The 19519-nt window shown below is 68.9% G+C and carries 14 protein-coding genes; 6 read left to right on the forward strand and 8 right to left on the reverse strand.

Annotated features, from left to right (window positions below):
* Nucleotides 1-180 precede the first annotated feature (180 nt).
* Nucleotides 181-1854, forward strand: coding sequence for a hypothetical protein (locus tag QQ657_RS42020; RefSeq protein WP_284747942.1), 1674 nt, complete (start codon nt 181-183; stop codon nt 1852-1854).
* A 52-nt stretch (nt 1855-1906) separates the two neighbouring features.
* Here QQ657_RS42020 and QQ657_RS42025 read toward each other — a convergent pair whose 3' ends face one another.
* Together QQ657_RS42025 and QQ657_RS42030 are read right to left on the reverse strand one after the other, a co-directional pair.
* A complete protein-coding gene (locus QQ657_RS42025; RefSeq protein ID WP_284747943.1) occupies nt 1907-2344 on the reverse strand; it encodes a hypothetical protein in 438 nt (145 codons plus the stop codon).
* Complete coding sequence (locus tag QQ657_RS42030; RefSeq protein ID WP_284747944.1) at nt 2341-2934, reverse strand: RNA polymerase sigma factor; 594 nt, start codon at nt 2932-2934, stop codon at nt 2341-2343. The genes QQ657_RS42025 and QQ657_RS42030 overlap by 4 nt, the downstream gene beginning before the upstream one ends.
* Nucleotides 2935-3365: 431 nt before the next feature.
* Between QQ657_RS42030 and QQ657_RS42035 the strand changes: the two genes are divergently transcribed.
* The 3 genes from QQ657_RS42035 to QQ657_RS42045 all read left to right on the forward strand — a co-directional run bounded on the left by QQ657_RS42035 (nt 3366) and on the right by QQ657_RS42045 (nt 8585).
* Nucleotides 3366-4223 carry a hypothetical protein gene (locus QQ657_RS42035; protein WP_284747945.1) on the forward strand — a complete coding sequence of 286 codons (858 nt, stop codon included), beginning with the start codon at nt 3366-3368 and terminating at the stop codon, nt 4221-4223.
* Between the two features lie 57 nt (nt 4224-4280).
* Complete coding sequence (locus QQ657_RS42040; protein ID WP_284747946.1) at nt 4281-5894, forward strand: S8 family peptidase; 1614 nt, start codon at nt 4281-4283, stop codon at nt 5892-5894.
* A gap of 174 nt (nt 5895-6068) precedes the next feature.
* Nucleotides 6069-8585, forward strand: coding sequence for a CHAT domain-containing protein (locus tag QQ657_RS42045; protein WP_284747947.1), 2517 nt, complete (start codon nt 6069-6071; stop codon nt 8583-8585).
* A gap of 554 nt (nt 8586-9139) precedes the next feature.
* Here QQ657_RS42045 and QQ657_RS42050 read toward each other — a convergent pair.
* Nucleotides 9140-12217, reverse strand: coding sequence for a patatin-like protein (locus QQ657_RS42050; RefSeq protein ID WP_284747948.1), 3078 nt, complete (start codon nt 12215-12217; stop codon nt 9140-9142).
* A gap of 221 nt (nt 12218-12438) precedes the next feature.
* Here QQ657_RS42050 and QQ657_RS42055 point away from each other — a divergent pair, with 221 nt between their 5' ends.
* Nucleotides 12439-12780 carry a trypco2 family protein gene (locus QQ657_RS42055; RefSeq protein ID WP_284747949.1) on the forward strand — a complete coding sequence of 114 codons (342 nt, stop codon included), beginning with the start codon at nt 12439-12441 and terminating at the stop codon, nt 12778-12780.
* Nucleotides 12683-15670: a tetratricopeptide repeat-containing protein gene (locus QQ657_RS42060; RefSeq protein ID WP_284747950.1), complete on the forward strand. Its 2988-nt coding sequence runs from the start codon at nt 12683-12685 to the stop codon at nt 15668-15670. Before QQ657_RS42055 ends, QQ657_RS42060 begins: the two co-directional genes overlap by 98 nt.
* Before the next feature lie 5 nt (nt 15671-15675).
* On the opposite strand, the gene QQ657_RS42065 is transcribed toward QQ657_RS42060, so the two are convergent.
* The 5 genes from QQ657_RS42065 to QQ657_RS42085 all read right to left on the reverse strand — a co-directional run bounded on the left by QQ657_RS42065 (nt 15676) and on the right by QQ657_RS42085 (nt 19162).
* Nucleotides 15676-15963 carry a hypothetical protein gene (locus QQ657_RS42065; protein WP_284747951.1) on the reverse strand — a complete coding sequence of 96 codons (288 nt, stop codon included), beginning with the start codon at nt 15961-15963 and terminating at the stop codon, nt 15676-15678.
* A 149-nt stretch (nt 15964-16112) separates the two neighbouring features.
* Nucleotides 16113-16880, reverse strand: coding sequence for a DUF2637 domain-containing protein (locus QQ657_RS42070; protein WP_284747952.1), 768 nt, complete (start codon nt 16878-16880; stop codon nt 16113-16115).
* Between the two features lie 113 nt (nt 16881-16993).
* Nucleotides 16994-17695 (reverse strand): DUF2637 domain-containing protein, encoded by a 702-nt coding sequence (locus QQ657_RS42075; protein WP_284747953.1) that lies wholly within the window; start codon nt 17693-17695, stop codon nt 16994-16996.
* Nucleotides 17692-18264, reverse strand: a complete 573-nt coding sequence (locus QQ657_RS56845; RefSeq protein WP_350310749.1) for a tyrosine-type recombinase/integrase — start codon at nt 18262-18264, stop codon at nt 17692-17694. The genes QQ657_RS42075 and QQ657_RS56845 overlap by 4 nt, the downstream gene beginning before the upstream one ends.
* Before the next feature lie 430 nt (nt 18265-18694).
* Complete coding sequence (locus tag QQ657_RS42085; RefSeq protein ID WP_284747954.1) at nt 18695-19162, reverse strand: AbrB/MazE/SpoVT family DNA-binding domain-containing protein; 468 nt, start codon at nt 19160-19162, stop codon at nt 18695-18697.
* Between the last annotated feature and the right edge of the window lie 357 nt (nt 19163-19519).

Genomic DNA, 19519 nt, shown 5'->3' on the forward strand with positions numbered 1-19519 from the left:
AGCGACGCAGCCGACCTCCGATGTCGGTGCGACGTTGGTGAGGGAGTGCAAACCGCGCTGAGATACATCCGCGTCCCGCGGCCGGCAACGGAAACGACCGTGTATCCGGGAGGCGCCGGCCACCTCATCCTCTTGTCGCGCCACTCCGGGTGGGCGACGTCATCCGCAAGAGGAGGGGAAATGCCTGATGATCGCGTGAAGGCGCTCGACGAACTGTTCGATCGGCAACGGCGCTACGTGAAGGATCCGTGGTCGGTGTACCCGATTTTCCTGAGACCCTGTTCTGTGAAGATCCTCATGGTGACCGACCAGGGTGCGACGTTCGGGGTCGGGAACTTCGGGCTCAAGGCGCTGCTGGACACGCTCGCCGTGCCGCCCGGTCCGTGGGTTCGCTTCGACGTGACCAAGGCCCATCGCCGCACCGATCCGAGCGCGGATCTGCAGCAGTTCCGGTTCGACGCGCACGACCTTTCGGGTTACGACCAGATCTGGCTCTTCGGCGTGGAACGGGCCGGATCCGAGATCACCGAGACGGAGCTGCGGGACATCGCCCGGTTCATGGACGACGGGGGTGGGGTTTTCGCGACCGGCGATCACGAAGATCTCGGCGTTGCGCTGTGCGGCAGGGTTCCGCGGGTGCGGTCGATGCGGAAGTGGTATTGGCCGAATCCTGGGCCCAACGGTGAGCCGGTCGCGCCGAAAACCGACGGTCCGAACCGGCTGGACACCCTGAGCCCCGGCAACGATCCCGGGGTCCAGTTCGACGACCAGTCCGACGATGTGCCGCAGTGCATCACGCCGCGGCTGTACTCGGCCTGGCCGTGGAGTCCGTACTTCCACCGCGCTCATCCGCATCCTCTGCTGTGCGGCCCCCGCGGGATCATCCGCGTCCTCCCGGACCATCCGCACGAGGGCGAGTGCTACGAGCCGGCGGATCTGTCGGCGACGTTCACCTTCGACGGCTACCAGACCACCGAGTACCCGGGAGGCGTCGCTCCGGAGGTCATCGCGTGGTCGACCATCCATTGCGGACGAACAGCGGCCGACGTCAAGGGCGTCCTGAACCCCCGGACGTTCGGTGCCATCGGCGCGTTCGACGGGCACCGGGGTGCGGTCGGGCGCGTGGTGGTCGACGCGACCTGGCACCACTTCTTCGACATCAACCTCGTCGGCGAACTCGGGAACCCCGACCCGGTCAAGCAGGTCGGGTTCGCCGCGACGGCGGCCGGGAACGCCGCCTACCAGGACATCCAGGCCTACTACCGCAACATCGCCGTCTGGCTCGCCCGCACGACGACCCAGCGGTGCATGTGGTGGCGAGCACTCTGGTGGACGCGGTGGCACCACCGGATCGCGATGGACCTCCGGCCGCCGTACCTGACCGGGGCCACCTCGCTGGACCTCGGTGAGCTGATCCGGATCGGCGGTGAGGCCAGGGACGTGCTCGGGCTCGTCGCGTCCCGATGCACGGTCCGGCGGTGGCTCCTCTGGGAGGTGCTCCGGCCGCGGTTCCCGCACATCTGGAAGGAACTCGTCGCGGTGCTCGATCCGTGGCATCCCCGGCCGCCGTTGCCCGACCCGCCGCCCGTTCGTTTCGGGCAGCCGGATCCGGACCTCGCGCTCGGCCTGCACGGCGAGGTGCTGGTCGACGCGGTGCTCGGAGCCGCCGTTTACGGCGTTGCGGCGAAGTTCGGCGAACCGGGCGAAGAGGCGCGTTCGGAGGCCGAAGAGACCGATTTCGGTGCGGTGATCGCGGATCACGTCGAGCACGCGGTCCGGCTGGCCGCCCGGCACGCCCTCCACGAGGCGGAGGAGCTGCGGAAATTCGGCGGGTCTCTGCGCGCACCGGAATAAGCCGGAGCCCCGAGGCCGGCCCGGTGGGCACCGCGCCGGCCTCGGGCTTCCGTCACACCACGATCGAGGGGGTCAGCGTGGTGCCGTTGTCCCGCACGACCAATTGCACCGGGCCACGCTCCACCTGGTCGAACGCGAACCTCCCCCGCTCGTCGGACGTGGTCGACAGCGGTCCTCGCCCGGTGCGCAGTTCGACCGTCAGCGCGCCGGGCGGGGCGAGCCAGCCGTCCACCCGGACCGTGTCCTCGCCCGAGGGCGTCAGGGTGAGCACGACGGTCCGGTTCTTGCCTTCGAAGGTGATCGACCGCGTATATTCGTCGCCGCGGGCGGCCGCCGGCTCGCGGTGCCCGGCCATCCGGAGGATCTCGGCTTCCGGTGTGGTCGGTTCGAGCGCGAACAACACCCAGTCCGCCAGCAGTGGCGGGGGCGGATCGACGGCCGCCCACAGCTCGCGGACCTGGTGCAGGACAGCCTCGTCGGAATCGGTCATGACGCCTGCCCTTCGCCGTTTCGGACGCCGGCCTCCAGCAGCCGCCGCAGCCGGGCCAGGCATCGGCCGCGGGTGGGGCCGATGCTCCCGTGCGGCATGCCGAGACTCGCACCCACCGCGGCGTAGTCCGGTCGCGGCACGAACGCGACGATGCGCAGGAGCCGTTGGCACCGTTCAGGAAGCCGGCGCAGCAGCGTCCAGAGCGACTGATCGGTCTCCGCGGCCACCGCGAGCTGTTCGGGACCGAGGCCCTGCTCCGGGGTGTCGGGCATGTCGGCGGGATCGACGAGCCGCTCGGCGCGCTGGGCTCGTGCGACCCGCCAGGCCTCCCGCTTGGTGACCTTCACGAGCCAGCCGGTGAGTGCCGCGGGGGTGCGAATGTCCGCCAGCGAACGCACCAGGGTGAGCCAGGTGTGCTGCACGACGTCCGAACTCGAATCGGGGTCGAGCCCCTGCGCCCTCGCGATGTGCCAGAGCATCGGGGTCAGCTCGCGGACGATCTCGGACAGGCCCTCGCGATCACCGGCCCTCGCGGCCTGGAGCAGTTCGCCGATGTACGCGTTGGTGGCCGCGGGCCGCTGTCCGTTCATCGCGGTCCTGTCGGTCGTTCGACGTCGGTGACGATTTCCGCGAGATTCTTCGCTGCCATTGGGGTCGCCTCCTGGATGGTTGTCGTGTTGACCATCGAGAGCGCTACACGAGGTGTGAGATTCACCCGGACGGTCACAAACAAATCAGCGGATTTCGATGTATCCACGGCGTCGTCGTGCCACTCCTGGTGCCGAAGTCGAATCGGGCACCCGATCACCGGTTCGGAGAGGAGTGGAGTGCGATGGCGACAGCGGAAGCGAAGAACGCATCGATCGGTCTCGGCCTCGCGATCATCGGTGCGGTGTGCGGAACGGCTTTGACCAGCGTGATCACGGAGCCTGACGTGATCAGATTGGTCGCGCTCTGCCTCGGTGCGGCCATCCCGCCGTTCGTCAGCACGGTAGGCCGGTGGCGTCCGGTCCGGGCCGCCGTGGCCGTGCTGATCACGGTCGTCGCCGCGGTGATCACCTATTCGAGCGCCGTCGGCGTGACTGTCGCGACCGGCGAGGAGATCGTGCCGGTGCCGCCGGTACTGCGTCCCACGACCACCACTCAGCAGACGACACCGCACCCGACCGTCACGTCGACCCACGAGGGCGGCGGTGCTCTCAAGGTTGCGCCGGCCATGGTGACCTGCAAACCGGTCTGCGACCACGAAGTCACGATCACCAGCACCGGCAGTGCGCCCGCCCGCGTCGGAACCATCAAGTTCGACGGTCCGGCGAAGGCGAAGTTCACCCGCACCGGGGAATGCCTCGGGAAAACCCTCGATTCCGGTGAGGAATGCACCTTCCGGGTGGCGTTCAAGCCCGCCGGTGCGACCGGCACGCAAACCGCGCGGCTGGTGATCGAGCACGACCTGAACGACAAGGCGATGGTCGTCGCACTGAGCGCCGAGCAACCGAGTCTCGATCTCGCAGTGTCGTCAGGGGGCGCGAGTTGCGTCTTGCAACCCGGCGGGACAGTCGACGGACACGACGCGCTCGAGATCTTCTTCCACGTCGCACTGACCGGAGCGACGCCCGAACAGCTGCCAGGCCTCGTTCCGGTCACGGTGAGGAGCGTCCCTGGCGCGACGATCCGCCTGAACACCGCGGTCGGTCCGGGCTCGACCGTCGCGGCCCTGCCACTGAGCGCACTCGACTACGGCCGTGCGCACTCGATCACGATCACCGTCGATCCCGACCACAAAATCGCGGAACGCAACGAGTCGAACAACGCCGTACGGCTCCGCGTGACGCTCCCGGTCAAAACCACTTCACGCGGAACCGTCCGGCTGCACTGCTGACACATACCCGGCTCTCGCGGCGACTTACCGAACGACCTGCCCGAAAGGAAAATTCCGATGACGATTCGTTTCACCCGACGACCGGAAGTCCGCGCCGAACACGTCGACTTGCCCGACTGGCCACAGTCGTTACTGGACAAGCACGGCAGCCGCATGTTGCGGCCCGCCGATGCCGCCCGTGTGCCGACGGTCCCCCCGGCGCCGCCGCCGCTGTCGACCGTGTACCGCTCGGCCGTCCTGCTGTTTCCCCGCAGCGTGCTGCTCGACGCCGATCTGCTCGCCAAGATCGACGACGAGATCAAGGTGACGGGCGCGAGCCTGCGCGTGGACGGCGACCGGCTGCCGTCCGCTGATCTCCCCGGCGAGCTGGCCGGATTGGACGACCAGTACACGGAGCAGTTCCCGATCCCCGTCGTGCTCGTCGCGCACGGCGCGGACGCCGAAGTGGTCGACGCCTGGCGCGCGCTCCAGCAGATCCGCACCGCACGCCACCTCGGCCGGCTGGACGCGCACCCCGGCCTCGACCTGATCTCGTTGGAGCACCTGCTGGTCGGCGCCGACTACGAGGGCGTCCCGACCTGGGGCCCGCGTGACATCCGCGACGCCGCCGACGGCGGCCCCAACGCGTCCTACCGGATGCTGCCGGTCGCCTACACCGGCGCGCCGCCCGCGCGCAGTACGACGGCACCAGGGGGCCGCCGGGTCGTGATCGCGGTACCGGACACCGGCCTGAACCAGCACCCGTGGTTCGGCCTCACGCAGTTCGGAGCCGCACTTCCACCCAATGGGTTTCTCCGCGAGTTCAAAGCGTCGGAGACCGCGATCAGCGCGCAGCAACAGCACCTGTCCGGGCTGACGCCCACCGAAGTCCTCACGGACGCCTGGGAGAGCGCGATCACTGAGGACACGGTGACCGAGAACGTCGACCGGGCGACTGGGCACTCCACGTTCATCACCGGTCGCATCCGGCAGAACGCACCGGACGCCGACGTGCTCGTCATGCGGGTGCTGCACAGCGACAACATCTGCTACGAGGCCGACCTCCTGCTCGCCATGTATCTGCTCGTCGCACGCATCACCAACGCCCAGAGCGACCAAGACGTCGTCGACATCGTGTCGATCTCGCTGGGCGGCTACGTCGAGAGCGCGTCGCTGAAGGCGTCTCACCTCCGCACGGTTCTCAAGCTGCTCGCCAAGCTCGGCGTGATCGTGGTCGCCGCCGCGGGCAACGACTCCACCACCCGCCCGTTCTACCCGGCCGCCTTCGCCACCGAGCCCGTGGACCCGAGCGATCCGTGGATCGGCCCCCCGGTCATCGCGGTCGGCGCGCTCAACGTGGACGACACCCAGGCGTGGTTCAGCAACGCCGGGCCGAACGTGACCGCCGAGGCGACGGGTGCGAACGTGGTCAGCACCTTCCCGACCAGTGTGCGCGGCCCGGTCGGTCCCGGACGCACGACCCGATCGGGCAGCCGGCGGTCGGCCGACCCGGACGTCTACCCGAACGGGTTCGCCATCGGATCCGGAACGTCCTATGCGGCTCCGGAGGTCGCCGCCGGGCTCGCGCGGTACCTGGTGAACCAGAAGGTGCCGATCACCGACGTCCGCACCAAGAGAATGCGGGCACGAGCGGAGCAGGCGATCAAGAGCTTACGGAAAGACCATCCGTGACTCACGAAGAGCCAGGCGAGCCGCTCGACAGAGTAGAGTTGCCGGTCGGCTCGCCACGTGCGTGCGGCGCGAGCGCGCGGGCCGGAGGGAGAGTGATGAGTTTCGACGAGCCGCTCTTCCGGATCCGCGAGCCGCGGGGCGAGCCCGGCCCGGCGCCGACGGCCGGAGCCTGACGTGACCAGCGTCGACTCTCAGGCGCGGGATCTCCACGGCCGGGGGCGTGCCGCGGTCGAGGGCAGCCGCTCGGGCGAGGGCATTCGCCTGTTCCGGCGTGCGCTGCGGTTGCTCGACTGGCCGAACGTGCTCGAACGCGAACACCAGGCGATCGCCGCTCGCATCCTCATCAGCATGGCTGCTGCCGAGGTGCACCTCGGCAGCAGCGCGGAGGGATTCCGGCTGCTCGACGACGCCGAACGCATCGTGGCGCCGGAGGACCGCAGCGCGCTGCTCTCCCAGCGCGGCCTGCTTTGCGTCCTCGTCGGCAGGATGGACGACGCCCTCCTTCACCTGAACGAGGGCATTTCGACGCACAGCGACCCCGCCGACCACTACGGCCGCGCCACCGATCTGATGAACCGCGGCATGCTGCACGCGCTGGCCGGGCGGGCGCGGCTCGCGAAGAGCGATCTCGTGCGCTGCGAAGCGATCGCCCGCGCCGCGGGCCTGCCGCTGATCGTCGCCAAGGCCCAGCTCAACCTCGGCTACTGCGAGACGCTCCGGGGCGACATCCCGGCGGCGCTGCGCGCGTTCACCCTGGCCGGGCAGGGATTCGCCGTTCACGCGCCGAAGTTGCTCGCGGTCGTCGGCATCGACAAGGCAAGGGCGCTCATGCAGGCGGGTCTCGCCGACGAGGCCGCGTCGGAGCTGGACGAGGCGATCCGGTTGCTCGGCCGCACGAGGCCGACGTACGAACGCGCCGAGGCCGCGCTCACCCGAGCCCAAGCGGCCGTCGCCCAGCAGCAGTTCGGCGCGGCCAGGTCCTGGGCACGTCGGGCCGAGCAGTACTTCCTCCGGCGCGGGGACTCGAGCCGGGCCGCGGTAGCCGTGCTCACCCGCCTGCGCGCGGACTTCTGCACGGGCAAGCGGCTCCACCGCGTCGAAGCCGAGGCCGAGGACCTCGCCGTGCGGTTGCGCGGTCTCGGCCTGCCGAACGACGCCGAGACTGCCACTCTGCTGGCCTCGCGGGCGGCGACGCAGCGCGGACGCCTCGACGACGCACGGCGCCACCTCGTGATCGGGCGTGGCACCCAGCCCATGCTGGAGACGGCGCTGTTGCGCCGTATGGCGACCGCCGAGTTCCACCTCGCCGCGGGCCGCACCAGTGACGCGCTGCGGCAGGCGCGATCGGGACTCGCGCTGTTGCACGAACACCGTGGCCGGCTCGGCAGCCTCGACCTGCGCACCGGCGCGGCCGCGTTGGCGTCGGAACTGGCGGCCGTCGGCCTCGCCACCGCCGTCCGGCAGAGCAGCCCCGCACGAATCTTCAGCTGGGCAGAGCGCTCACGAGCGCAAGCGTTCCTCATGCGGCCGGTGCGCCCACCGTTTGACGCCGAAACCTCGGACGCGGTGGCCGAACTGCGCAGGCTGGCCGTGGTGATCCGGGAAGCCGAGCTCGCGAGACGTCCGGACGTCGAAGCCAGACGCCGCTGCGCACAGCTGGAGCACCTCATCCGGGAACGCGGCTGGCGCGTCGACGGAGACGGCCAGTACCACGACGAGGCCACGCTCCAAGACGTCGCCCGCGAACTGGCCGCGCAGAACGCGGTGATGGTCGCCTTCATGACCGTCGACGCCGAGCTGCTCGCTGTGGTGATCGCCGACGGCCGAGGCGACCTCGTCCGGCTCGGGGACAGGCCCGCGGTCGTCGAGGCGACGATCCGGCTGCGGACCGACCTCGACGCGCTGTGCGGTAGGCGGCACCCGCCGGCGCTGCGGGAAGTCATGACCAACTCCGTCACCCACCAGCTGGCCGTGCTCGGCGAACGCCTGGTGCGGCCGTTCGAGAAGGTCCTCGCCGACCGAGACCTCGTAGTCGTCCCGACCGGCCCGCTCGCCGGTATTCCGTGGGGACTGCTCGATGCCCTGCGCGGACGCCCGGTCACCGTGACGCCGTCGGCGTCGTCGTGGCTTCACGGCACACACGCGCCGGCCGGCGAGCCGTCGGGCTCAGGCCCGCTCCTGGTCGCGGGTCCGGGCCTCGAGTTCGCCACCGCGGAGGTCAGCAAGATCGCCGGCTCGCTGCCCGCCAGCACCGTGCTCACCGGCGACGACGCGACGGTCGCGGCGACGCTCGCACACATGGACAACCGCCGGGTCGTACACTTCGCCGCGCACGGTCACCACGAGCCGGGCAATATCCTGTTTTCGCGGCTGGACCTCGCGGACGGTCCGCTGATGGCGTATGACATCGGCGCGTTGTCCGCGGCACCCGAACACGTCGTGCTTTCGTCGTGCGACACGGGCCGTTCAGTGATGAGAACCGGTGACGAAATGCTCGGTTACGCGGCAGCTTTCCTCTACAGTGGAACAAAAACCGTCGTGGCCGGTGTCGCGCGAGTGGCTGACGACACGGCCGTGGACGTCATGAGCTGCTACCATGAGCGGCTGCACCGCGGCGCGACACCAGCACGAGCACTCGCCAAGGCGTCCCTGGTCGCACCCCTGATCCCCTTGGTGTCCTTCGGCTCCTGACACCGGAGACGGTTTGTGTCGACCGGCATCACGGCACGCCCCGCGGAGGAGTCGGGAGATCGAGGATCACAAACGCCGAGCTCCCCTGCTCGGCAGTACGACTGCGACGCCCTTCTGGTGTCGAGCTGCCCGTGCAAGCTTGCTCGCCGACGCCCTCAACGGCATACGGTGCCGTCTGAACGGAACAACACCGAGTCACCTCACGACTGTCTGGTGGTTTGCGGACCGTTTTGTTGCAGAGACTCGAGTTCGCGCCGAGTCTCCTTAGGGTCACCAGCCGGGTTGCCGTCACGGACGCCGATGATCCCGGCCGAAATCAAGATCAGTTCACCTTTCCCACTCTCCGACGCCCCAACGAGCGGATGCTCGATGGAGCAGGACTCGGAGTGTTCCCTCGGCTGCAGCACGAGGAACCACGTGGTTTACACCCGCGGGCAGAGGTCGTCACCTCCCGTTGGCCCAACCCGCGCCGCAGCGGCCTCGACCTCGGCTTTCCGCGCAACAACTGATAGCAGTTCCTGTACGGCCTTGCCATGCTGTGCGGTTGCACGCCGTCATGGCGTCGTCTGCACAGGCGGCGGCGGGGTGATCGCAGCGGGGCGGGTCCGGCGCTCCATGATGCGGCCCTGGGAGTTGGGCCGGGCGCGGAGGCGGCGGCGCCTGCGGCGTTCAGTAACCGCGTGCCAGGTCGCAGTCGCCGGCGTCGTGGCGGCGGGCACGAGCAGCAGGGCCGAAACGACCAGCCACCAGACCGCGTGCTCACCGTGCCGCCAGTCGGTCATCAGGTTGATGAGCCACGGGAACAGGAGTTCCCGGATGGGCGGGACGTAGGCCGCCGACAGCAGGCAGATGCCCACCGCCGCGGCGAGCGTGCCGACGACGCCTTTCCAGCTCCGGCCGAGGGTGAAGACGCTGATGAGCAGGAACAAAATCGCCCCGGCGGTGACAGGAAGCCCGACCCACTGCAGGACCGGACCGGATTCGTTGCCGATCACCAGTCCAGCGAGTGCAGCGATCAGCGCCGCCAGCAGGTTCCAGGGCGCACGCAACTGGGCGGCTCCCCGGGCGACCCACCAAGCCGAGCGGCCGGTCGCTTGCGCGAGGCGTGCCGCTGGCCGGACGGCGCTCGGCACGGTTCCGGCACCGGCGGCCGCGTTCACGCTCGTGGCTCCTGCCTTGACGAGCGTGGTCGTGAGCAGTGGGGTGCCGCGTTCCCCGCCGAGGGTTTCTGCGGAGATCCGGCAACTCCGGAACGCTCGCTGGACTCCGTCAGTAGTCTTCACTGGTTTGGCCATGAGCTCGCGAAAGGCCTGCGATGGTTTGCCGTTGCCCTTGGCGACTTCGGCGTCGGTGCGCGCCCGGTTCGCGACGACGGGCAGTTCTTCGCCCGCGATCGTGATCTGGCGCGATCGCGCGAGGACCATCGCGGTGACCGGCATGCTCGCGGGCAAGTCGCGAGTCTGCGTCACCGGACCGAGGTCGGCGTCGAGACCGAGGAAAGCGAGCTCCTCGTTGAGCTGAGTCCTCAGTTCCTCGACTTCCTCTGGGGCGAGCTCGTCTTCGATGGACGGTGGCCGCCAGTCGAGCGACCGGAACGCGTTCGCGACCACGTCCGGCGTGATGAGTCGGAGCCGAGCTGGTTCGAGCAGGCATTGCATGAGCCAGCCGACGGCGTCGATCCGGCCCCACATCCAGTCGTTCGCCCGCCAGGAGGACTTGTAGAACGCACCGAAGTGGCCTGCTTGCATCGCGGTGAGCTTCTGAGAGGCGCGCTGCCGCCGGAGGTCGAGCAGAGTGCGGGAGTCGGCGCTGACCTGGACCAGGTCGACCCGCTGATCGACGGACGGCAGCTGGGCCAGCAGACCCCGGGTGGCGATGTGCAGGGTCAGCAGCCTGCCGCAGACCTCCAGGGGCTGCCCTGCGCTCGGGAGGTCGAGCCAGGTGAGGAGGGTGATGATGGTCTTCCCGGCAGCCTCCGCCTCGGCTCTCAGCTCTCCGGACACGTCGTCCGCGGCCGGCGCCACGGCCAAGTCGTGCAGGACGGGCGCGGTTTCCCGGAGAGCTTCGGCGATGGTGCGCCAAGCCTCGTCGAGGGCAGGGGCGCTGCCCTCGTAGGCCCATTTCCTGGCCAGATCACCGACCCACGTCGTGAGGGGCTCGTTCTTGGGAGGATCCTGCCTGGCCACCCAATCCGTCAGCTGCAGCGGCCGGGCGGCCATGGCCCGCGCCTTGTGCAGCGCGGCGCGGCCGGCGTTGAGCGTCTCGGCTTGTCCGCGGTCCGGAGTGCGGCGGAATCCGGCGTTGACCAGCTGCAGCCCGGTAGCGACCGCGTCATCGAGTGCGGTGGTGCGGAAGGCTCGCAGTTCGACGTCCGTGGGTACTTCGCCGGGCGGCATCGAGGGCAAGTCACCGCTGAGCCCGGCGACAGCGGCTTCGCGCAACCCCGTGGCTCTGCCCGATGCCCACGCGGCACCGGCGTCCGGGCCGCTGACGCGGTCGAGCAGCCGTGTTGCTTCCCGCACCAGGGTTGCGGCGTCGTCCTGGACCCGCCGGTCGCGGTATTCCGCCATGAGACCCGCGGTCATGAGAACCTGCGGTCCGCTCGAGAGCGCGACGGCGGCGAGGGACACGCGGGTGCCTCTGACCCGGTCGACCGCGTCGTTGTGCCGGTCGATGTCGTCGAGTTCAGCGCTGATGCTCTGGTGCATCACGGCCGAAACCACTTTGATGAGCGCGTTGCCGAGCAGCGGTGGCTTGGCAGGATCCGGGTCCGCGACCGCGGGTGGAGTCTCCCCGGTCGGGACGACGTACAGCAGGAGCCGTCGTACGTCGACCTCGGCGGGTCGCTCGAAGATTTCCCGCAATGCGGGGCGGATGGGCTTGTTGAGCAGCACGCCGCCGTCGGTCAGCCAGTGGGACCGCGCCGCCGAGGTGTACTCCTTGAGGTCGGGGTGGCCCGGGTCGGCGCCCTCGCGGGTGATCGGCAGGTAGGACAGTTCGAACGCGCCGGGGAAAGAGGCGGTGGACCGGGCGGCGAGCGCCAGTGGCCGGAGCGCGGCATCGGTCCATTGTGGATCCCGGAAGCGGAACAGCAGCCGGTGGTCGCTGTCGCGGACCATGTTGCCGAGCGCGTCGTCGAAGCGGACGTTCTCGCCGTCGATCATCGTGCTGGTGAGGAGGACGGTGATGTCGCTGGGGCCGGCCGGGGGACGTCCCCGGGCCGCGATGTGGTTCAGCGCGGTGTCAAGGCCGCCGAGGAGCACCCGGTCCCCGTCCAGCAGCGAACGGGGTTCCCGCTCGGCCGGGTCGCGAACGAGGTCCAGCAGCGATCCTGAATCGAGCCAGATGTCGCGGAGGATCTCCGGCGTGGTGCGGTAGGCCTCGGCCAACCCGAGAACGGCCGCGTTGATCCCGCCGGCGCTGGTTCCGGTCAGGACGTCGAGGCTCACCGTCGCGTCGAGCAGGCCCAGCAGTCGCTGATACGGCCCGTCGCTACCGGGGCTTCGCGATGCCTGGAGCAGTTCGGAAACCTCGGCGGCCACTCCGCCCATCCACACGGCGAGGCTGGAGCCACCGGTCATGGTCATGGCTATCCGGATTTCCTGCGGCCACGGAGGCCGGCCTTCGGCCATGACATCTCCCACCGGTCCATTGACGAGAGCGTGACAACTCCTCGACCGGGCACCGTACGTCCTTCGGCCCTTGTCGCGGCAACCGCTGAACGGGTGTTTTCCGGTTCGCGACAGGAGACGGCGGCACCGTCATTTTGGCGGTTTCTTTCGGACGACCGCGAATCAGGCAACGATTGGGGAAATCCGGTAACCCGGAAACGGGCCCGGGCGACTGACAGGTTATGGACATCGAGTTGGCGGACGCGGTCGAGGCGGTGCGCGAGCAACTGCTGGAGGCTGCAGCGAAGGGTGCCAGCAAGGAGATCGTGTTCGGGGTGAACTCGATCGAGCTCGAGTTCACCGTCGAGCTGCGCAAGGACACCAAGGCCAAGCTCGGCGTCAAGGCCTGGATCTTCTCCGCGGACGTCGACGCCGGCTTGGCGCACGCGCAGACGCATAAAGTCAAAGTGGTGTTGAGCCCGCGCGATGCCGAAGATCAAGGTGTTCTCCTCGCCGGGGCGGATCTGGGCGAAGAGGAAAACGCCGGCGATCCGGCCGGGAAACGCGTGTGGCGCGGTCGATGACGCCATGCGCGGCGAAAACGTCCTGCGGGTGCATCCAGGCGGATCCGGCTATTTGATCGCACCACGCCTGGTATTGACGTCGGCCCACGTGACAGGGCCCGTGGAAAGCGACGAGGTTGGCAAGGTCGTGTGGGTATCGGCGCCGTCCGGCAGGCCGCGCTATCCCGGGACGGTCGTTTGGTCAGGCCGAGGAGGCAGCGAAGACGACGCGTCCCTCGTCGAACTCGGACCGGAATGGACTCCGGCCGAGCAGGAGGCGCCGACCCGATGGGGGTGCACCGTGACCGGACGCCCGAAGAACGAGTGCGAGATCCGGGGCGTCGCCGTGCAGGTGCGGGAGCGGAAGGCGGTGTACGAGACCACGCACCTGACCGGGTGGCTCAACCCCGGGGACGGCTCGATCGGTGACTACTACGTCGTCCGGCTCGATGAGCACCCGTCGCCCCGAACCAAGCCTGGAACCTCGCGCTGGCAGGGCCTGTCCGGAGCCGCCGTCTTCTCGAGCGATCTGCTGATCGGCGTGGTGGCCGAGGACCCCGCTCCCAGCTCGGACGCCAGACTCCTGGTGGTCCCGGTCTACCGGCTCTTCGACCAGCCCTGCTTCCGTGCGGTCCTGGCAAAGCCCGAACACCGCGCCGACGTGGTCTGGCCGGAGGCGCTCGAATGGCAGGACCTGACCGACACCGGAGCGCGGGCGCCGGCGAAGACGGACGAGCTGTCGCCGTCGGATCTGCTGCTCGCCCGGCGCGAGATCGTACCGTTCCGAGGACGCGATGAACTGCTCGGCGAGCTCGGTGCGTGGATGGACGGGCCCGGGGTCGCGTGGCTGGTACACGGCCCGGGAGGGCAGGGAAAGACCCGTCTGGCGCGCCAATTCGGGATCGCACAGATCGCTCAGCGCCGGGCGGTGCTGTGGCTCGACCGGAACGCCGGGGATTTCGAGGTGGTCGCCGACGCGTCGGCGACGTCGCTGGTCATCGTCGACTACGCGGAAACGCGGCAGGAGCAGCTGGGGTCCCTCTTCCGTGCTCTCGCCCGCAAGGGCGACGCGAAGGTCAAGGTCTTGCTGCTCTCGCGCATCGCCGGCGAATGGTGGGAAGTGGTCCGATCGAGCACCGACCCGATCACAGAACTGATGCGCGAGGCGCGAACGACGGAACTGCCGCTGCTGGACCGCGCAGTCGAAGATCGCCGGGCCGGCTACCGCCACGCCGTCCGCGCGTTCTGCCGCGTACTCCCCCGGACCGCCGGCTCGACGGAAATCGACTGGACGGCGCTGGCGGACCGGCTGGACCGCGCGGCCGATAGCCGATCCCTTCCGAAGACGGCGCTGGGTGTGGACATGACGGCACTCGCGGATCTCCTCGACGGTGCCCGGTCGATCGCACCGGACGGAGAGCGGATCGCCGAGGACCGGTTGTGGGAACACGAGAGACGGTACTGGCGGGAATCGGCGGCCGAGGTCGGTCTGGCCGGCAGGCAGTCCGAGTTCGAGCCACTGGCCGACGCGCTCGCTGCGGCGATCCTCGTCGGAGTAGCCACGGAGGAGGAAGCCGACGCCGTGCTCGGCGCGTTGGCCGGGCTCGAGCACCTGACGAAGTACCAGCGGCGGGCGATCCGGAACTGGATCGGGCGGCTCTACCCACCGCCGGAAGGCGCTGCCTGGGGTGAGCTGCAACCCGATCGCCTGGCCGAGTGGTTCACGGGCCGGCACCTCCTCACACACCCGGAAGTGGCCGACGACATCGTGCCGCGGCTCACTACGGCACAGGCTGCCAGACTCCTCACGATGTGCTCCCGGGCGGCAGGTCAGTCAGGGCTGGGCGACCTTGGTTCACTGGTCGCGCAGATGTGCATCAGGAGGGCCGACGTGCTGGCACCGATCGCCGTCGAGGTGGCGACGGGTGTCGAAAATCCAGCACCGCTGCTGACCGGCCTGACCCGGATCGTGACGGACGCGAAAACCGCGCCGGAATTCCTGCAAAGGCTCGATTCCGTGCAGCCTCGCAAGAGTCGGGTGCTCGCGCCGTGGGCTGCTGCGCTCTCGGCCCGTCTGGTCGACCAGTGCCGGAGATCCGCCGAACACTTCCCCGATGCGGACCGGAGCGAGCTCGCGCGCCAGCTCAACAACCTCGCAACCCGGTTGTGTGACGCGAACCAGTACGAAGAAGCGGTGGAGCCGGCCAGAGAGGCAGTCGAACTCCTTCGCGAGCTGGCCGACGCGGATGAAGATTTCCGCCATGGCCTGGCCGACGCTCTTACGACCCTGGCGGAAACTCTCGTCAAGTCGGGGATGCCTGCGGACGCCGTGCCGGTGAGCGTCGAATCGGTGGACTTGCACCGGTCGCTGGCCGGGGTCGAGCGCGCCGACCTCGCCGAGGCGTTGAACGGCCACGCCGCCGCTTTACACGAGTCCCGGCGATCGGCGGAAGCACTGGGGCCCGCCGAAGAAGCGGTGCAGATCTACCGGGACCTGGTCGGCGACCGGAATCCCGTCCACCTGGGCAGGCTCGCCGGGGCGCTGCACACCCTCGCTGCCGTGCGCCTGGAGGCGCACCGGTACGAGGAAGCGCTGGAGCCGAGCGCGGAGGCCGTCGAGCGCTATCGGGAACTCGAGCGGACCCACCCGGACGCCTATCGCGCCGAACTCGCCGCTGCCTGGTACAACCGCGCTGCCGTCCTGGAAGTCGATCGGCTGGAGGACGCGGCCGTCGCGCTCGCCGAGGCGCTCCGGCTCTACCGGTTGCTGAACCAGCCTCGTTCCCCGGAGTACAGCGGGATCCTGACCGGAGCGCTGGCCGATTTCGCCGGTTTCGCGGCGGACCTGGGGTGGCACGACAAGGCCGAGGCCGCACGCGCCGAAGCCGCCGAGCTGGACGGACCTGCGTGAGCGGATCACCGGTCTCGCCGATGTTCGCTCACCACGGCTTCGAGCTGGGCGGGGAGCGTGGGGAGGACCTCGGCGTAGAGCGTTTCCTGTTCGCAGCCGTGCCCGCTCGCGGCGATCGCGGAAGCCAGCTCGCCAAGGCTCGGTGGGCAGTAGGTGTGCAGCGAAGCTGCCAGCTCGCGCCCTCGGGCGAGTTCGCCGGGCGACTGTTCGCGCTTCACCCCGTTCTGCCACAGGGCGACATCCATGCCGACCGCGTGGATCGGCCGGCGCACTCGCTCGGCGACGATCGCCACAGGCTGCCTGGACCAGGCGACACGACGCGGCAGTTGCGAGCCCGAGAGCGCACGAACGCGCCGACAGATCCCGTCACAAGCCGATACCGCCGCCACCCAACGACCGATGACAGTGCCCGGCATCACCCGACACGCCAGGGTCACCACTCTTAACCAGCGGGTCGCAGCACCTCCCGGTGAACTTGAGGCGCGGCATCGTCGACCCCAGCAAGCTGCTGCGGGTCGACATCGGTGACTGCGATGCCGCGACGACCACCAGCGAATCGGCCAGCAGTTCGCCAGTGCCGGAGACCACGACGTCCGTAGTTGTTCGTGCCGGCGACACGATCGAGATCCGCTCCAGTCGGCGTACGCCCCGCGGCTTGCTCCTGGACGTGGAAGGCCCACATTCGCTGTTCGGCGGACTCCTCGAGGGCCGACACCGGCTCGACGTCGTATTCGGCGGAGCGCGGTTGCATCACCTGTCCTTCGGGAAACCCATCGGCGGCATCTACCTCCATCGCCAGCGAAGTCCGACCATCGGCGCGATGGCGCTTCAACGCCCGGTTCAGTAGCTCCACGGCAAGCAAAAGAGCTAGAGGAGGGCAAGCCGCGATCACCACTGAAAACACCGTCAACCGCGGCACCGACCCGATGTTCGCGCATAACGACAACGAGATCCCGAACGCGAACGCCACCCATACAGCCCACCGACCGCCGCCATGGCTCGGCCTCCACAGCTCAACCGTCGCCGTCGTCAGCAGCCCGTCAACGATCAACGGCCAAATCGACGCAGTCGACCCATCTGCACCGAAACGGAGCGCGAACTCGCGACCATGCCGGTACGACGCGTAAGCCGCCAGCACCGCCACGACACCGGTACAGACGCACTGCAGACCCAGCGACCACGCCCCGTGCCTGGACTTCGACGAAGTCATGAGGCGCCGCCTCGGCGACGTCGCTCAACCGCGACCGAACCGCAAATCTGCAGCTCACGACCCCTTTGAGCCTATGAGGTTGCTGACGGAACCGCGCCAGCGACACATCAACATCACGAAGCCGGACTCGAGTAAATGACCTCCCGCGCGGACGTCGTTACTGCGCCTACCGTCTCAGATCGTCCGGAGCCGTTGATCTGCCGATCTTGCTCGGTCCTCCACTTCCGGAGAATCCGACGCCCGTAGTTGTGCGTTCCGACCACTCGATCCAGTTCGGCGCCCGTCGGCGTGCGGCCGCGGGACCGCTCGCCGACGTAGTACTCCCACATGCGTTGCTCGGCGGTCGGGGCCGGCTCGTCCGAGACGTCTGCGAGTCGCAGGCTCGGCGGAGTCTCGGCGGCAGGTTCCTCGGTCTCGCGGTGGGCCTCCCGGTGATGGCGAAGGGCGCAGTTGAGTAGTTCCACCGCCAGGAGCAGCGCCAGGGGTGGGCTGGCGGCGACGATGACGCCGAGAACGGTTTGGTTGTCGGTCGAGCCAATGTTCGCGCACAGCGAGAGCGAGATCCCGAACCCGAACGCCGTCCACGCGATACGACGGCCCGAGTCTCGCCCAGCCGTCCACAGCTCCACCGTCGCGATCGTGAGCAGGCCATCGACGATCAGTGGCCAGATCGCCGCCGTCGTCGCGTCCGCGCCGAAGCGAAGAGCGAACGTGCGGCCATGCCGGTAAGACGCATACGCCGCCCCGATCGCCACCAATGCGGTGCAGGCACATTGGACGACCAGGGACAGCTGCCACCGCTGCGGTCGGGTCATGACGCGCCTCCGAGGGCAGGCTTATGGGCCAAGGGGTGGGGTTCGCCGGTCAGCGCGGCCAAGGCGGTGGCCACGTCGTGGAGCGAGGCTTTGACATAGGTGACCGTGGCGCTGTCCGCGGCATCCGAGTGACCGGCGTAGGCGTGGGCGACGCCGTAGCCGAACCGGCGCTCGACCAAGGTCAGGGTGGTGTGGCGGAGCCAGTGGGTGGAGATGTTCTGGCCGGACGTGCCGCCCGATCCGCTCCACAGGTAGTCGTAGCGACGTTTGGTGATTGGCTCGCCGGTGCGGTATCGCAGCAGCGGGCCGTCGGGGTGGGTTGCTCCGCGTTCGTCGGCGTGCGAGACCAGCAGTCTCGTCAACGTCGGTGACACCGGCTGGAACCGGCTCGTGCCGTCCTTCTCCCGCAGGTAGACGAGACACTGGGTCTCCTCCAGGTCCCGCCGTCGCAACCCCAGCGCTCCCCCACGCCGGCACGCAGTCTCGGTATGCAGCCTCAACAGGAGCGTGTCGAGATACGGGTCGTCTCCCCGTCTCGGCCGCCGCGGCGTTGATCTCGACCAGCTCATGGTCAGCGAGCGCTCGCCGCGGCGAGGGCAACCGGCGGGGTTTGGCGACCTTCAGTGCCGGGTTCTCCGCCTCGGTCAGGATCCGGTCGGCGACGGCGTGCCGGTAGAGGCAGCGGACCGCGGCGATGAAGTTCTCTGCCGCGTTCCGCCCACCGCGCGAGTTACGCCGCACCACCGCCTGCGCACGGGATTCCTCGGCCAACTGCTTGATCTCCGACGGCGACGGCTCATCCAACCGCCGTCTCCCCCACGCCGCCTCCAACCGACGCCAATACGACGAATACGAGCGTGCCGTCGCCGCCCGGGCAACCACCGGGATATACTCGGTGAACGTCGGGACCTGGGGTCGCTCCACCGGTTCGGTGAGCAAGTCGGCGGGGCGATGCCCATCTTCGAGAGCAGCAGCCGGGCTGCGTCCAGTTCCATCTGGCTACTGGTCATCGGAACCCCCTCCGGTCAGGGAGGCGTGGTAGCCGAGAATCATCTGGTCTAGGGCCGTCAACGGGTGCATGACCAGAACGCCGTGCTCAGGGTCGGCAACCAGCAGAACGTCATCGCCGGGGGTCACGCCGCACAGGCGGCGGAGCGCGACCGGCAGCACCACTGTCCGGCGCGTGCCCAACCGGAACACCCCGCCAGGATCGGGCTTCATCACCACCGAGGTCGCCACACCGGTCGCAGCCAGCCGGACCGACGCCGGCCAGCCCAACAACCTGAGCAAAGGCCGCACGCAGACCCGGCCGGAGGCGTCGATGCGGGCGATCGCGTAGGCCAGACCGCACCGGGATCGATCAGGCGGTGGAGTCGGTAGCGGGAGAGGAACCGCAATCGGAGCCAGCGGCGCCAACAGGCCGTCCACGCTCGCCCTGGGGATAACCGGGGCCACGAGAGCGCTCACGCTGACCACCCCGACCGGGTGACACGAGGCTGAAGCGCAAGATGCCGACCACCAAAACCGGTGATCGGCGTGCTGTGAGAAGATCGGTGAAAGTTCACCACTTTTGGTGTCCGAGGACGATCTTGCTCGCTAACTACAACGCTCATGCTGGGTTGATCAGAAGCGTTCGGCTGGCAGGCCTCATCAGGGCCGGCGCAACCGCGAGCATGTTCGCCTACGGTCATCTGATCGGGGTGTTCTGGCTGCGCGGCCGGAATTTGTCAAGGTGAGTGAGACCAGTGGGTGTTAGGCGGCTTCCGTTTCGGGCTCCTGGTTGGTGTCGTCGGTGGGTCGGTTGATCCAGACGGTGTCGGGAAG

This window comes from Amycolatopsis ponsaeliensis (assembly GCF_030182635.1).
GTDB lineage: Bacteria > Actinomycetota > Actinomycetes > Mycobacteriales > Pseudonocardiaceae > Amycolatopsis > Amycolatopsis ponsaeliensis.